Genomic DNA, 17664 nt, shown 5'->3' with positions numbered 1-17664 from the left:
GCAAGAACTTATTTAGATATTACATAAGTTGTAATAGATTTAGGAGTAATTACAACAGGTGCATTTACCTCTTGATCTCCTATATATTCTAAGTTTTTAGAAGATGATGTTTGGTACATTTTCATCTCCTGATTATCCATTGTTTCTCCATCAAAATTAAAATTGATGGTGTACTCATAATCATTATAATTAACCAGTACTAAAACAACTTTACTTCCATCTGCAGTTGCATAAGCAGACGACATTATTCTTTTTTGAGTGAAAGGGTCATCGTTCGTTTTTCCAAACAATTGATTTGTTTCTACTCTATACATTCCTTTATCAATAAAACGACTGTAATTACCCATTGCATAGAGCATTTTAGATGTTTGGTAACTACCTCCAGTTTCAGATTTATCTATATAAATTAGGCCATCTTTATAATCATACGGGCTTGCTGCAATCCACCATTGCCAAGCAGATGCATTGGCTTCTGTAAGATCGTAATGCATAACTTTAGCTAAATAAAGTCCCATATCAATAGTTAAATCTCTTCCGTTACCATCAATATTTTCTTCGTTATCGCCCATAATACAATACTCCGACATATTGTATTTTAAGGTAGGATCTGTTTCTTTTATTTTACTCCAAACCTGTTGGCGCATTGGTACTAATTTACTTTGTTCGGTTGTCCAATAACTATGGCCTGCAACACTTTTAGAAAGGTGATTTAAACCGGCTACAGAATTACTACCCGATCCATAAAAATCTTCTATCTGATTATCTTTACCTGGTCTATTTGTTCCAGAAGTATATAGGTAATCTATCTGCCCTGCCTCTGTTAATTCTATTTTTGCAGTCAATCCTTTTTCTGTGATTTTAGTATCTAATTTGCGTACTAAATCAGCTACTTCTGCATTTGTGAAAGGACATCCTTCTTGTCCAGATGAGCTATCCCAATCCCACTGCGTTTCGTTTACAGGACTAATATCATCCAACGTAATTCCTTCTACATCTTGTAAATGTTTTGCTACATCTGTTAAGTACTCTGCAAAGTTTTCAAATTCTTCTGTTGCTAAATTTGAAGCCTGTGCTGTAGTTGTATTTGCTTTACCGTTTTTTGTCATTTGCACTGGAGCACTATTAGAAAAGCCAATAAACTTATCTACTCCACGTTGTTTTGCTGCTTGTAAAAACCAACGCTGACCAGCTTGTTTTGTCCAATCGTACGTTCCGTTGTCTAATAGAAAACCTTCCGTTCTTCTCCATGGGTCATAAATATTACTATTACCTCCCTGAGCTACAGAACCTGCCCCAATATTAAAACGCCAAATGTTTAAGCCAATTCCTTTCGGAGAACCCGTATCGTCCATTTGTGTTGAAAATAACAAATCGGCTATCTCATTTTTTGTTGATTCAGGCCATTTTCCAACATGTTGCATAGACCATGCATCAGAAGCACCAAACCCATCAATTATTTGATATTTATCCGATAGTTTAATTGTTAAAGTTGTATCTCCTAAACTGTTATCTTCATTTCCTGTAGTAGTATCGTCATTACAAGCCGTAATACTTAAAGAAATAAGTGCCAAATAAATCCATTTCAATTTCATTCGATCATTTTTTAATTAGGTAGAAAAGGCGAAGAAAATTACTTCCTCGCCTCTCTCAATTTATTTGCCTAAATCGTTGTTTTCTGTTTTTGTTTCAGAAACGGGTATCATGGTAAAACCATACGAATATTTATCTGCTAATAATCTATATTCATCATGTGGTAAGTACCCCCAGCTATTGTCTCCTCCAACACCTCTTTGTTTTAAATCAACATTTAAAACAACTACATCTCTTTGGTAAACATCATTAATATGTCTTTGTCCTTTTTCAATACCCGGATCAAAGTCTGTAATATAATTATGCAAGGCAGATACACTTAAAGGTTGGTTACCAACTACTTTAATACCAACACCTTCTTTATTTAAAAGTGATAACCAACGTACATCTGTTTTATTACCATTTTCTTGTGGTCTTAAATACGCATGGTATTGTTCTGCAACCGTACTTTGGTATATACCTACTGTAGTAGCATTGTTTCTATCCTGATAATTTTCTACTGGGCCACGACCATAATATTTAAAGTTATCAAACTGTGCAGGTAACTCCATCATCATACCAAAACGAGGTAATTCTGGAAGTTCTTTTACTGCTGATAAATCCATATCGATAGCTACAGCAATTTGTCCGTTGCCACCAATAGTATATGATAAATGATAATCGCTTTGTACATCTTTTAAGAAATAAACTACATCAACAACAACTTGTCCATTTACTTCTTTCACGTCCATAGATTTTACAGACTTATTTCTTGATGCAGAACGCCAAACATTACTTTCTTTTGCCATGTGGTTACCAAAGTCGTTATCTACAGGTGCTCTCCAAAAGTTAGGCTGAGGAGCTTTTTTTAGTAAATCAACTCCTTTGTAAGTCCATTGTGCCACTTCGCCCCATCCGTTAATCCAAACTTGAGTGTCTTCAGTTTTTACACCAATCCAATCACCTTCTTTTTCAACTTCTGGCTTTCCTTGTCTAGCTGTTTTCTTTGCAAAAAACTGACCTTCACCAATCATAAATTGCTCGTGTGCAATAGAATGTCCTTTTGGAACCATTTGCGTTGCTTCTTTGGTAGTAACATCAAAGTTTAAGAAATATTCTACCCCTTCTTGTTGTAGTAATTCTGGCAAAGCAACTGTAATATCTTTTGTTTGATGAGGTGCAATATTTAAAGCTATATCACCCGATTTAATTATTTCTCCGTTCTTTGTTACAGTATAAGAAACTGCATACTTCGTTAGGTTTGTAAAATCAAATTCGTTGGTAATTGTAACACTACCATTTGCTACATCTTTTGCTTTAAACTGAACATTTTGATGTACATATTTCACTTCGTATAAACCTGGATGAGGCTTACGATCTGGATCTACTAAACCGTTTAAACAAAAGTTTTCTTGGTTAGGATACATCTGAGAATTGAAATCTCCGCCGTAAGCCCAATACATATTTCCGTTTTCATCGTGTGTTTGAATACCTTGATCTACCCAATCCCAAATAAATCCACCTTGCATATGGGGTTGACTACGAACTACATCCCAAATTTCTTTAAAGTTACCGTTCGAGTTCCCCATAGCATGTGAGTACTCACACATAATAAATGGTCTTGTTTTGTCTGTTGCATCTGCATATGCTTGAATTTGCTCCATTGGAGGGTACATTGGACAAACAATATCTGTATCTCTTTTCTCTCCAGCTTGTTCAAACTGAACAGGACGAGTTGTATCTCTTTCTTTTAACCAATCATAGATTTTGAAGAAAGTATCTCCATTTCCACATTCGTTACCCATAGACCATAAAATAACCGAAGGATGGTTTTTATCACGTTCTACCATGCTTTTTACACGGTCAAAATGTGCTTCGTACCACTCTGGATTATAAGCTGTATGACGAGCCGTATCAAAAGTTCCTTGATGTTCTGCTCCTAAACCATGTGCTTCAATATTGGCTTCATCTACTAGATATAAACCAAATTTATCAGCTAGATCATACCAACGTGTATCATTTGGATAATGACTTAAACGTACTGAATTGATGTTATTTTGTTTCATCACTTCAATATCTTTCATCATCATTTCAACTGTATTTGCATGACCTCTTGTTGGGTGATGTTCATGTAAGTTGACACCTTTTACTAGAACAGGCATTCCGTTTACATACAACTGACTATTTTTAATTTCCACCTTACGGAAACCTACTTTAGATGTTGTTGCATTTACTACCTTTCCTTTATTATCTTTTTGAGTGATAACCAAAGAATATAAATAAGGATTTTCTGCACTCCAACGGTTTACTTTAGCTAGTTTACCAGAGAATTTCACCTTTTTCTCTTGCCCTTTTACAACATTAATTGTTGCTTTTTTAGAAAGAACTTTCTTTAAGTTTTTATCAAACAAAGCTACTTCTACAACACCTGAATATGTTTTACCTGCCTTATTTACTAAATCAACAGCTACATTGAAAAGACCATTTTTATATGATTTATCTAAAGATGCAGTCACTTCAAAATCTCTAATATGTGTTTTTGGAGTAGCATACAAGTATACCTCTCTATCAATACCGCTCAATCTCCACATATCTTGATCTTCAAGATATGAACCATCAGACCAACGATACACCTCAACTGCAATTTGATTATCACCTTCTTTTACAAAGTCAGTGATATTAAATTCAGCAGGAGTTTTAGAACCTTGAGAGTATCCAACTTTCTCTCCATTCACCCATAAATACATTGCAGAACGCACGCCTGCAAAATGAACAAATACTTCTTTACCATCATAATTAGTAGGTAATTTAAAAGTACGTTTATAAGAACCTACTGGATTGTCGTTATGAGGAATATTAGGAGGATCGACAGGTACAAATGGGTATTCCACATTGGTATAAATTGGCGTTCCAAAACCTTTTAATTCCCAGTTAGACGGTACTTCAATATCTGCCCAATCTGTTGTATTGTAATCGTTTTTATAAAAATCTAGTGGACGTTCAGAAGGTTTAATTACCCAATTGAACTTCCAAGTTCCATTTAATGATAATACATTTTCTGTTTTTTGTTTTTGATTAGCAATCGCATCTGCTTCAGAGTTAAATAAAGTAAAAGTTGCATGTGCTTCTTCTTTATTTTCTCCGATCATTTTTGGATTTTCCCAATCATTTACTTGCTGTGCATTAGTAAGTAGTGATGACGCCAAAAGTGATCCTATTATTAATATTTTCTTCATTTGTTTGTTCTCTTAAATTCAGGTTAATAAAATGAGTTTGTGGCACTCCCTTTTATTGGGAGTACCTTGATAGTATATTGGGTTAATTACTCTTTAATATCCAGGGTTCTGTTTAACAGCTCCGTTAGATAAATCTATTTGAGTTTGTGGAATAGGGAAAAAGATATGCTTACTTTCATTCCATAACGACCCTTTATTATTACCTGCATCGTAATCAGTATTTGAATTCATGTTATAGTCAACAAAATCACCAATTACTTGAGTCATACGTCCTGTTCTTTTTAAATCATAAAAACGTTCACCTTCCATAGCTAATTCTAAACGACGTTCTTTATAAATGTCTAACAGTAATTGATTACCTGTTGATGAAATTAATGTCATTCCATGCCCTGTTGCTGCATTATCAATTGCTCTCTGACGTACTTGATTTACATAATTCTTAGCAGAACTTTGATCACCAGTATGATAAGCTGCTTCTGCTGCCATTAAAAGAACATCCGCATAGCGAATAATTTTATATTGATAAGGATCATTCCAATACTGACCTGTTCTTGCTGAAGATTTTAAGAAATATTTTCTGTTTATTCTTCCCGAAGCATTAGAACCATCTGTATCATTATCTGCAAATGTATAATAAGGAGTTCCATTCACATCTGGATTTCCATCTGCATCTAATTTATCCATATTACGAATAATAGTAAAACCTCTTCTTGGATCATCAGCATCAAAAGCATTATCAAGGTCACTTGAAGGTGTGTCAAATCCCCATCCACCTACATTACCATTTTTCTCATTACGCGAGCCTGAAACTGTTGGGAATGAAGTACCCAATGCAAATGACATATCATTAGAAGTTTGTATTTCAAAAATTGATTCTAATGAATTTCTTGTTGTTCCATCCCAAAGAGTTGCAAGGTTAGCTTCTAAAGCATACCCAGAGTTCATAACTTCTTTTGATTGTGCTAAAGACTCTGCCCATTTTTCTTGGTATAAATATACTTTTGCCAAAAGAGCTTGAGCTGTTCCTTTTGTCACTCTACCAAGCTCCTCTGATCCTTGCTCGCCCCTTGTTGGTAAATGTGGAATAGCTGCTAACAAATCAGCTTCTATAAATGCCCATGTTTCAGCTTCCGTACTTCTAGGTTTATTTGAGTCTTCTTCCGTCGATTCAGAATCCATTAAAATTACTCCTCCAAAATTTCTTACTAAACCAAAATATTGGTAGGCTCTTAACACTTTAGCTTCTGCAACTATTTGATCTTTTACTTCTTGATCATCAAATGGTGCATTTGGTACTCTATCAATTACTATGTTAGCATGAAAAATACCTTTGTAGCTATAATTCCATTCTGTGTCTAACCATTCATTTTGAGGTGTAATATCAAATTTTGAAAGTAATGTAAGGTCTAATTGATCAGAATAACCATCAAAAGCATCATCAGAACAAACATCACCTATAAATCGGAAACAATCTTTATAATACCAATCATCTCCACTTAACCAATAATACGCCGACATTAAGCCTTGAGTAGCTTGATTTTCATTATCGTAGAAATTATCAATAGTTTGAATTCCTTGAGGTGGATTATCCAAGTAATCTGCACACCCAACATTGCCTACAAGTAGAACAGAACTAATTATATATTTTGCTAATGTTTTCATTTTTGTCTTGTTTGATTGATTAGAAGTTAAAATTTACACCCATCATGAAAGTTCTTGGTGTAGGGTATTCACCCCAATCGATACCTCTGTCTAAAAGACCATTTGATCCACCTGATACATCTGGGTCCATCCCATCGTAACCTGTAATCGTAAATAGGTTTTGAGCAGAAGCAAAAATTCTTAAACGGTCAACGCTTTTAAGGTTATTAAATGTGTATCCGATTTGAATATTTTGTAATCTCAAGAAAGAACCATCTTGAATATATAATTTTGAGAATCTGTGAAAGTTGGCTGTTTGGCTTGCACCGTCTAAACGAGGATATAAATTTGTAGACCCTTCTCCAGACCAAGATCTATCTACAACTCCTTGTTGGATATTTGTATTTCCTAAATCTCCTGAATATGTATAAGGTGCCATACCATTAATAATATCATTTCCGTATGTTCCTTGGAAAGTCATTGATAAATCAAACCCTTTGTATGTACCATTTAAAGTTAAACCAAATACTACATCTGGTTCTGGATTACCAATATATTTTCTATCCTCATCAGAAATAACACCATCACCATTCAGGTCTTTAAAACGGATATCGCCAACAGCTGCATTTGGCTGAATTAGTTTCCCTTCGTTTGTTGCATGGCTATTCAATTCTTTTTGGTTTTGGAAGACTCCATCATGAACAAAACCATAGAAACCTGCAACTGTACTACCTACAGAAGTTTTTGTCATATTATTCACTCTTTGTGAATCTCCACCGTAAAGTGATTCTCCTTCTTTAGATAATGCAACAATTTTTGATTTTGCTTGAGACAAGTTTAAAGTTGCTCCAAAAGACCAATCCGTTTTACTTAAGTTATAAGATACACTTGCATCCCATCCTCTTGTATTCATACTACCTACATTGGCATAGATTTCTCCTGTATGACCCGGGAAACCTAAATGAGGAGGAACATTTTTCAACATTAACATGTCTTGTGTTGTTCTATCAAACCAATCAAATGTTGCAGTAAATTTATCGTTCAAAATACCTACATCGATTCCAATATCAATATCTTCTACAGTTTCCCATTTTAAACCTGCATTTCCAATATTACTTGGAGCTAAGCCCGATGCTCTATTTCCATCAACACCATAAACATAATCGTAATTACTCAGTGTTGTTAAATAGGCATTATTATCTTCTATAGCTTGGTTACCCACTTGTCCCCAGCTACCTCTAAGTCTTAATTGAGATAACCAATCAGCATCTGCTAAAAATTCTTCGTTTGATGCATTCCAACCTAAAGAGATTGAAGGAAAAGATGCCCATTTATTCTCTTTTGGAAAACGAGATGAACCATCCATTCTAAAGTTGGCTGTCATGAAGTAACGTTCATCGTAAGAGTATGAAAGACGAGCAAAACCCGAAGCCAATGAATTGATATAATTTGTACCCCATCCTCTAAAGCCATCTTGTGCTGCCTCTGGATATCTTAAATTAATGTTATTACTTGGGATATTTAATCCAGATGCTCCAGATGTTTGATGATTTGCTCTTTCCATTGCCATACCAATCATACCAGATACACTATGTTTACCAAATACTTTTTGATAAGTTAAAGTGTTATTCCACACATAATTACTTTTTATATTTTGATCTCTACTTGCAGAAGTTACCTTGTTAAAATCATTTGCTCCAATATAAAACTCAGGACTAAAGCTATTAGATTGCCAAGTACTGTAGTAATAACCTAATTGAGTTTTAAAAGCTAAACCTTCAATAATCTCATAGTTTAAATAGGTATTAGAGAAAATCTTATTTTGCTTTTCGTAATTATCATTTCTAGCTACACTACCCACTAAGTTACCAACATCATTTGTTGACGCTGCATAGATGCTATATTCATTTAATCCCTTTTGCTCATCAATTGGCTTGAAAACTGCATCTGTTGGACGAAGACGTACTGCTGAAAAAGGAATACCACCAACACCATTAATTGATTTAGAAGGTGTTATAGAAGCAGACTGGCCTACTGTAATTTTATCTGTTAGTTGAACATCAATACCAAAACGACCCGTAAATCTTTCATAGTCATAACCTTTCAATACACCTTCTTGTGTATAATAGTTACCACTAAAATTGTATCTAATTTTTTCTGAACCTCCAGTAATATTAATGTTGTAATCTTGAATTGGTGCTGCTTCATTTACAACTTCATTAAACCAATTGGTATCTGCATTCCCTAAAGAAGTAGAACTACCAATTAATTTCATTGCTTCTCTATATTCTGCTGCATTTGCTGTTTTCGGTAGTCTTGCAATTTGTTGAACACCTGCTGATGCATCTATAGAAACATGCATTGTTCCCTCAGTTCCTTTTATTGTAGTTACAACAATAACACCATTAGAACCTCTTGATCCATATATTGCTGCCGATGCTGCATCTTTTAATACATGAATTTCTGCTATGTCTTTAGGACTTAAGAATGTAATATCTTCTACAATTGCTCCATCAACAACATATAATGGCGTGTTACCATTTAATGTACTAATACCACGAATATTAATATTAGGAGATTGCCCAGGAGCTGTACCAGATTGAGAAACCTGTACACCACTTACTCTACCCTGAAGTGAAGTTGCTACATCAGAAGTTGCCATTTTTCTTAAATCATCTCCGTCTGCTGTTGAAATAGCAGAAGATACTTCACTCTTTTTCTGAGTACCGTAACCAACTACAACTACCTCTTCTAACTGAGCTGCATCTTCTTCTAATGTAATGTTTAATTTTGATTGATTTCCTACTGTAATTTCTCTAGAAAAGTAACCTATATAAGAGTAAACTAATATATCTCCAGATTTTGCGTTAAGTGTATATTTACCATCAAAATCTGTTGTAGAACCAGTAGTAGTTCCTTTAATTAAAACAGTTACTCCAATTAATGGTTCTCCAACTGTTGATACTACTTCCCCAGAGATTGTTTGCTCTTGGGCGAATGTATTTAGTGCCGTAATTATTCCTAGGAATAAAAATAATAATCGTTTATTCATTTTAAATGAGGAGTTTGATATTGAGAGTAGAACCGAGTAAGTAAGCTTACTTACTCACTCGGTCTAATGTTTAGTCTTTTATTGTTTTGTAACTGTACAAGTCATATCGTTTGTATTAAAAACAATATCATAATAACCTGCTTCGTCAAATTGTAAAGGTTCTGAATTATCAGCGTTAAGCATTGCTACTGTTGGGTCATTTCCTTTTGTTACCCATCCGTAATTATAAGGACTCCAATCGTCATTTTGTCCTAAGAATTTCATTTCAGCACCAGCTTCTATTTGAAGGTTTGTAATAGAATACTCTCCTTCTGCAGTAGTGACCATAGGAATACCATCTTCTGGACTCCACCATTGAGAATATTCAGGAAAACCACCTCCAACGATATACATATCTGCTTCTACCGGAGGTAGTGGTGCTTCTGTCATGCTAATTGTTAATTCCATTGATTCCAAATTGAAAACAACTTCGTATTTTCCAGGATTATCATAAAAGGCCAACGGTTGTAGATTATAAAAACCTGGTTCTGAGTCCCAGTTAGGAATACTAGCATCATCTTGCTTTATCATTGGTATTGTCATATTACCTGCATCTGCATCAAATATTACATAACCAGGATAATTAGATGCTTCTTCATAGTTATTACCGTTCCACCACCAATTAGTATCATGATAAGCAGCGTCTAAATTTTCGACATCAACAACAGCATTAAAAGGTAGAACTCCAGAAGATTGTCCTAAAATAGCCAAAGTAGAACCCCAGCCATCTCCTCCATTCCCAACAAATTCTACTACTGTAGAATATAAATTAGGGTTGGTAGCAGATCTTGTCATTAAAATTGCTGTAGAAGGTGTTGTCCATTCTGCATCTACACCTACTAAATTATGTCCATGTAAATAGATATTTTGTGAATCTGTCACCTTTGCTAACTGTGTAGCTTTTGTCGTGTTTCCACCGATACTTGTTGCTGTTAATTCTATTGATGCTTCATCTTTAGCATCTGCAGGAACAGCAAAAGTATAATCCAATTCATAAGTTTTAGGCATTTCATCCTTTAACTCTATTACTCTATCTAGGTCCCACTCAGGCTGATACAAGTGTACATTACTAATTCCCATATCATGAGAAAAAGTGGCTTGAATTTGCATATTCTCGCCTCTAGTTACGTCTACTGTTTCTGCTGTATTAATAACAGGGTTAGTAGGATCGTTGATTTCATCCTTAGTACAAGATTGGAAGAGTAAACCAATCAGCAGGATATTTAATAAGTAAAGTTTAGTTTTCATACGTCAATTGAAACTATTGAAGGTAATAAATTCATTTCATGTTGCTTTTACGTTTACAAATATGAAAAGTGCATCTCATAAAAGGGTCTTTTAATTATTTTAATCAGAGGGTCAAATCATTACCTCCTTATTTATACATACCATTACAAAAGGTGCAAATCAGTAATTTAACAATTTCAAAAATACCCAAAACCCTATAATACAGACACTTAAATTTTATTATCATAGAATCATTTCACCCTAAAACTTTAAGTGTTATTTTTACTACATATATACAACCACACAAAAGAAACTCAGGTTTTCAACCTAATGATTTACAAAACTAAACTACTCTTTATTGGAGCTTTACTATTATTTAGCTCTATCTGTATTGGTCAGTCGTCTAATAATTACACAACATTAGATGGACTATCACATAATACCGTTTATCAAATTGAACAAGATGACTATGGTTTAATTTGGTTAGCTACAGAAAGCGGCTTAAGTATTTTTGATGGCAATAACTTCAATCTTGTTCAACCCATTTATAGAGATAGTTTACCATCGCACTTTATTACTTCTATAGAAATTAAATCGCCTAAAGAAGTTTGGGTAGGAACTACTAAAGGATTAAGGGTTATAGATCAGGTACATGAAAAAATTATCAATGCTTTACCTGAGTTAGAAAACAAAACAATTTCTCATATCAAAAAATTAAATGATAACCTGACTTTAATTGGTGTAAATAATTTTGGTATTTATTTAATAGATAATCAGTATTCTATTATTGAACATTGGTATCTAGGAAGTTCTTCAATCTCTCTTTCCTCAAATCAGATAGAAAAAATTGGTATTGATAAAACTACAGGGCTAGTATGGGTAACGAATAAAGAAACTGGTATTGATCTAATAAATATGACAAACCATTACATTACCACTTTTCCAATTGGTAATGGAGTAAATCAGGTTCCTTCTAAAAAAGTGTACTGCATTACTCAAGATAAAGAGAATAATATTTGGGTGGGAACTTCTAAAGGCATTGCAAAATACGATGCCAAATCTAAAACGTTATTTTCCGTTCATAAAAGAGCTTTTTTTAATACAACAATACTCTCTATCCATTCAGATTCTAAAGGTGATATTTGGATAGGTACAGAGTTAAATGGTTTATGGAAAATCTCTGCCAAAACAAATAATCAGTTAACAAGGGTGGCACTACACCATGAAATTACCAATCAATCTATTCGTTCTATTTACGAAGATATTCAGCACAATATCTGGGTGGGTACACAAAGAAGAGGTGTATACTTATTAAAAGATCAGTACCATACTTTCAAACTCATAAAAAAAGACATTTTAAGTAGTAATATTATTTGGGGTATCACCTTAGATAAGAAGAATAATATTTGGGCAGGTACAGACGGACAAGGTATTACGAAATACAACTTAGATAATAAAACGACCAAGAAGTATATTCATGATGGAAATGAAAGTTCTCTTTCTGATAATAATATTATTTCTGCTCTAACTACTAAAAAAGGTGAACTATGGTTTGGTACTTACTCTGGAGGACTAAATAAATATGATACCATAACTGACAAGTTTATTCATTATACTATTGATAATGGATTATTAAAAAATGATGTTAGAGCTTTAGCTGAAGATAACGATTCTACATTATGGGTGGGTACAAACCGTGGAGGATTACATTTTATTAATGAAAAAGAAAACAAGGCAATCTCTATTGATGCGACGCGTACAATGGATATTCGTTCCATTACATCAAAAGACAATTTAGTGTGGTTTGGTACTTATGGTGATGGTGGAATATTTACTTACGACAAGCAAAGTAACAAACTTCTTAAAGTTAAACTACCTTTTGACATTGAGATTACCTTCGATCTGTTTTTTGATAATAACGCTCCTATTCTTTGGATCGGCTCTTTTGATAAAGGTTTACTTGCCTATCATTATAAAGAAAAAAGACTTGAAGAATTTAAGATACATCCATCCTTATCGACTAACATAATTCATGCAATCCAACAAGATAAAAATGGAGTGCTTTGGTTAACAACTAACCATGGAATTGTAGCTTTTAATTACATTAAAAATACAATAACCAAACATGGTATTGATGAAGGGATTCAACAACATGATTTTATGGATGGTTCTAGAGCTATTGGAAAAGACGGGACTATTTATTTTGGCGGTGCAGGTGGTTTAAATTACTTTCATCCTAAGAACATCAAAATTAGTGTTTTACCTCCTCAAATTTTACTCACAAAATTGGAGGTCTATAACAAAACAATAAGAGCGAACGATAAATCTAAAATTCTACTAAAGAATATTTCAGATACTAAATCTATTACTTTGGATAGTGAGGAAGCACAATTCTCTATCGCTTTTCAAGGAATTGATTATAGAAACCACGATGCATTACAATATAGGTACTTTATGAAGGGCTTAGATAGTGACTGGAATTTGGTGGGTAAAAATAACTCTGCTAATTACAGTAATATTAATCCTGGAGCATATCAATTTAATGTATCTACAAAAAGTATTGGTGGTAAATGGAGTAAACCTGCAACTTTAGAAATAAAAGTGCTTCCTCCAATTTGGGCTACATGGTGGGCTAAATTACTCTACTTCTGTATAATTATTCTTGGTGCTTGGTATTGGAAAGACTTTACAGGAAAAAGAGCAGAAATACGATCAAAATTAAAGCTTCAAGAAGAGCAGACTAATTTACACAAAGAAAATAAAGAGGTTTACGAAGATATTATCAATGAACTTAACACACCAATTAATCAGTTACTGATGCCTTTGGAAAATATGATTCATAACAATACCAATACCTCACCTGCCTTACGTAAACAGTTGCAATTATTGTATTTAAATGCATCTAAAATGCATAACATAGTTCGTTTTATTTTATCAAATAAAGATAGAGACGAGCAACATTTTAAATTAGAAGTTTACCAGTATAATCTTTCTACTTTCTTACTAAATTTTAGAGAATCATTCTTATTACAAGCCGCTCAATTAGGTGTGAAAATAGATATTCAATTACCTGAAAACGATATTACAGCTTGGTTTGATATAGAGAAAATTGAAACAATTCTTCACTTTTTATTCCTCACTGTATTTCAAAATGCAACAACATCAGATCAGCTTCTAATTGTTATTGATGTTACTGAAAATAATCAAATCAATTATGCCAACATAAACCTCTATCTAATTGATGGAGAAATGAGGGAGAAAAAAATTGATCTTGAAATGAGAAAGACAGCTTTAATTGGTATTCCAATGAGTGAATGGTTTCTGAAAAAACACAAAGGTTCTCTCCTACTTCCAAGTTCAACTTCGAATAGAATCTGTATTACCATTCCTATTGATAAAGAGACTTATACTACTGATGAAATAAAGTTAGATGCTGAAGAAAATGGTCAATTTTATTTTAATAATGAGTTAATTGCAGATAATACGTCAACAGATAAACTAGATAAAACTGCCCATACAATTACATTGTTAGATGATAACAAAGATACTGTTGCCTTTTTCTCCTCAATTTTAAGTGAATATAATATTGTAGCATTTGATAATTCTGTTGAGCTGTTTCAGTATTTAGGAAAGAACGATACAGATATTATACTTATTGATAATACACTCAACTCTGGGTCTGGAATTGATATTATTAAAAGGTTGAAAAAAGATGCAAAATTAGCCATCATTCCAAGTATCTTAATTGCTTCTCATCTTACAGAAAAAAATAAAGTAAACGGCTTAAAGGCTGGTGCAGATTTATGTATCTCTAAACCGTTCCATATTTCGATCTTAAAAACCCATATTCAGAATTTAATTAACAGTAGACAGTATTTTAAAAATATCTACAGAAATGAAATTCTCACAGAAACAAAAGAAGTTGTACCGGTAAATGAAGATGAAATCTTAATTGCTAAAATCACAGACCTGATTGAAAACAATATGTCTAATCCTGATTTTAAAGTACAAAGTATTCAAGATGAAATAGGTATTAGTCAATCCTCATTATACAAAAAGATTAAACAACAAACAGGGATGTCCTCTTCTGAATTTTTAAGAAATTTCAGAATCAAATTTGCTGCTAAGCTTCTTGCTAAAAGTAATTTACCTGTAGCAGAAGTAATGATGAAAGTTGGCTTCTCTGATGCAAAATATTTTAGAACGAGTTTTAAAAAGAAATACGAACTCTCTCCTTCCCAATATAGAAAGGAGCACCAAAAAGAAAGTGATTAGTATAACACTACACACTAAATTTATAAGTGTAAAAACACATATTATTACGGGATTGCATACATCTTTAAAAAAGATAAAAAGGCTAATAATTAAAATATAGTGTAATTATTTACGGGGAGCTATACATATTTAGAGTAATAACAGGGAGAATGATACTTTAATTGTAATTAAATATGTAACTCCTCATTACCAAAACTTTTAATTACACATCATACTCCGTAATATTTACTGTACCTAAAACGCAAAGTCCTTCTAAAATCACAGTACAATTAACTGTAGGTGCATCATTAGACTGTGCGATTTCATTTTTCTCATCATCAGAAGAAAATGTTTTCATGAACCTTTTTTTCCAGCTTTTACTTTTCAAGCCATATTTATACTCACTAAGTACTTTTTTTGTTTGGTCTACAACGCGTGTACCTCTAGCTACTTTAATATTTACTTCTCCGAGTACTTTAGTTAAACGTAAATTAAGAACAGCTCCTTCTAAACAATGTGCTCTTAAATCTATCTTCGTTTCTCCAACCACAGTAACAATTTCAAAACTCGCTTCTGCATTGGTTAATTCTTCCGAAGAAAATGAAATTTTTTGCTCACCTACAATAGTAAAAAAGCGAGAAGGAACTTCTGACAATCTATGTATTACTGTATTTTTTCCTCCTAGAATATTTAAAGAGAGTTTATCTACATTCTGGTGAACAACTAATTTAGTAGCTGTTACAGGTTTGCCTACAACCTTTGAACTCGTTATTTGATGTACATATTGATCTGGAAAATCTGAAAAAACTAATTTTAATGCTTCTCCTGAATCTGCTTTCATAGCCAACTCAAGGCGGTTTTCATAATCATTTTCATCTAAATCTCCATCAGAAAATGCTTTCTGGAGTAAGTCTAAGGCTTTTTGCCTTTTTTTGGGTAACCCGAATTGAGAAGAATGTTTCATAGTATAAAAACTCTGTTAATGTGCCTTCTTTTATAGAAAGCTATTTTTGACACTTGTTGTTATTTCCTTAAAAATAAGACGTAATTATTTATAAAAATAGAAATAACAAAAAAAACCTATTGAACGAATCCAATAGGCTGATTGTGTTAATAAAATATGTGTCTTTCTATAGGTTAAGATTAGTATATCTTTAAAGTACCGATACCGCAAATGCAATTACGAATCCTGAAACGATTACTAATGATGCGATTGTTAAATTCTTCATGTCAAATGTATTTATATATGGTATTTTGTATGTCTTATTTTGATACTTCAAATGTATATTTTACCCTTATTATTACCAAACATTTTATCAAGTATTTTTTACACTTAAAAACCATGCTATTTACAAATTTTGAAAGAAATAAAGTTCTAATTGAAAACTCGTAAATAGAGTAGTCTTTCTTTTTAAATATCGCTTAATAATAAGTGTAATTAATACGGAAAAAATAATTTAAAAAAGATTGGAAATACATGTTAATTAAAGATTTCTGTATCTTTAATTATATAATTTATGATTAAAATAAATTTTGATGATATTTAAAGAACCATATCAAAAAATCCGAAATAGTAGTATAACTTCTATTTCTATGTGTAAGGTGATTAAATTAGACGATATCGAATAAAAAAATATATGAGTAAGTTATCAATAGTCCCCTTCGGGAAAACAAATTTATACGTTTCAAGAATTGGTTTAGGTGTTGCTGCTTTAGGAAGACCAGGCTATATTAATTTAGGCCATGGAATTGACTTACAAGAAAACTACGATTCTGATTTCATGAAAGAAAGAACTTCAGAGGTAATGACTGCTGCTGCAAATGCAGGAGTAACTTATTTTGATACTGCAAGAAGTTATGGAAAAGGAGAACAATTTGTAGCTTCTTGGCTAAATGAACAAAAAGATAAAAGTAAATATGTGGTTGGTTCTAAATGGGGCTACGAATATACTGCCGAATGGAATGTAAAAGCAGAACACCATGAAATTAAAAGTCATACGGTAGATCTTTTAAGAAAGCAATGGGTAGAAAGTGTAGAAAACCTAGATGATAATCTTAAAATATACCATATCCATTCTGCTACATTAGAAAGTGGCGTTTTAGAAAATAAAGATGTATTAGAACAACTTTGGGATATAAAATCTACAGGTACAATTATTGGTCTTTCATTAAGTGGTCCGCACCAAGCAGATACGCTAAAAAAGGCATTAACTATAAAACGTGATGAGAAATTTCTTTTCCAATCTGTACAAGCTACCTATAATATTTTAGAGAGATCTGCTGCTAAAATGTTAGAAGAAGCCGCTTACCAAGGGTGGGGAGTAATTATTAAAGAAGCTGTTGCTAACGGACGTTTGACTTCAAGAAATACGGAAGAGCAATTTGCTAAACATAAATCCACCTTAGAATTTATTGCTCAAAAACACGATGTTACAATTGATGCCGTTGCTATCTCTTTTATTATTGCTCAACCTTGGGTTAGTGTAGTGCTTAGTGGTGCTTCTACTCCAGAACAATTTGAACAAAATAGAAAAGGGGCTTCGTTTAGGCTAGATTTAATGGATTTACAAATGCTTGATGAACTTATAGAAGAGCCAGAAGAATATTGGTCTATTCGTAAAAATCTTGAATGGAATTAAATAATAA

General features: G+C 32.9%; 8 protein-coding genes. 2 read left to right on the top strand and 6 right to left on the bottom strand.

Annotated elements, in window-relative coordinates; all coding sequences use genetic code 11:
- Nucleotides 1–8: 8 nt before the first annotated feature.
- The 5 genes from EI427_RS03975 to EI427_RS03955 all read right to left on the bottom strand — a co-directional run bounded on the left by EI427_RS03975 (nucleotide 9) and on the right by EI427_RS03955 (nucleotide 10785).
- Nucleotides 9–1592 (bottom strand): glycoside hydrolase, encoded by a 1584-nt coding sequence (locus EI427_RS03975; protein WP_126611860.1) that lies wholly within the window; start codon nucleotides 1590–1592, stop codon nucleotides 9–11.
- Between the two features lie 60 nt (nucleotides 1593–1652).
- The gene (locus EI427_RS03970) at nucleotides 1653–4805 is read right to left on the bottom strand and encodes a glycoside hydrolase family 2 TIM barrel-domain containing protein (RefSeq protein ID WP_126611858.1); all 3153 of its coding nucleotides are present in this window, start codon (nucleotides 4803–4805) and stop codon (nucleotides 1653–1655) included.
- Between the two features lie 93 nt (nucleotides 4806–4898).
- Nucleotides 4899–6467, bottom strand: a complete 1569-nt coding sequence (locus EI427_RS03965) for a RagB/SusD family nutrient uptake outer membrane protein (RefSeq protein ID WP_126611856.1) — start codon at nucleotides 6465–6467, stop codon at nucleotides 4899–4901.
- 19 nt (nucleotides 6468–6486) lie between these two features.
- Entirely contained in the window at nucleotides 6487–9498 is a 3012-nt protein-coding gene (locus EI427_RS03960) for a SusC/RagA family TonB-linked outer membrane protein (RefSeq protein ID WP_126611854.1), read from the bottom strand.
- A 78-nt stretch (nucleotides 9499–9576) separates the two neighbouring features.
- Nucleotides 9577–10785, bottom strand: coding sequence for a hypothetical protein (locus EI427_RS03955; protein WP_126611852.1), 1209 nt, complete (start codon nucleotides 10783–10785; stop codon nucleotides 9577–9579).
- 309 nt (nucleotides 10786–11094) lie between these two features.
- On the opposite strand from EI427_RS03955, the gene EI427_RS03950 reads away from it, so the two are divergent.
- Nucleotides 11095–15039, top strand: a complete 3945-nt coding sequence (locus EI427_RS03950; RefSeq protein WP_126611850.1) for a hybrid sensor histidine kinase/response regulator transcription factor — start codon at nucleotides 11095–11097, stop codon at nucleotides 15037–15039.
- Nucleotides 15040–15241: 202 nt separating this feature from the next.
- On the opposite strand, the gene EI427_RS03945 is transcribed toward EI427_RS03950, so the two are convergent.
- Nucleotides 15242–15982, bottom strand: a complete 741-nt coding sequence (locus EI427_RS03945; protein WP_126611849.1) for a DUF1707 SHOCT-like domain-containing protein — start codon at nucleotides 15980–15982, stop codon at nucleotides 15242–15244.
- 673 nt (nucleotides 15983–16655) lie between these two features.
- Here EI427_RS03945 and EI427_RS03940 point away from each other — a divergent pair.
- A complete protein-coding gene (locus EI427_RS03940; protein WP_126611847.1) occupies nucleotides 16656–17657 on the top strand; it encodes an aldo/keto reductase in 1002 nt (333 codons plus the stop codon).
- Nucleotides 17658–17664 lie beyond the last annotated feature (7 nt).

This window comes from Flammeovirga pectinis (assembly GCF_003970675.1).
Classification (GTDB): domain Bacteria; phylum Bacteroidota; class Bacteroidia; order Cytophagales; family Flammeovirgaceae; genus Flammeovirga; species Flammeovirga pectinis.
This window is presented reverse-complemented; position numbering and strand designations above follow the sequence as displayed.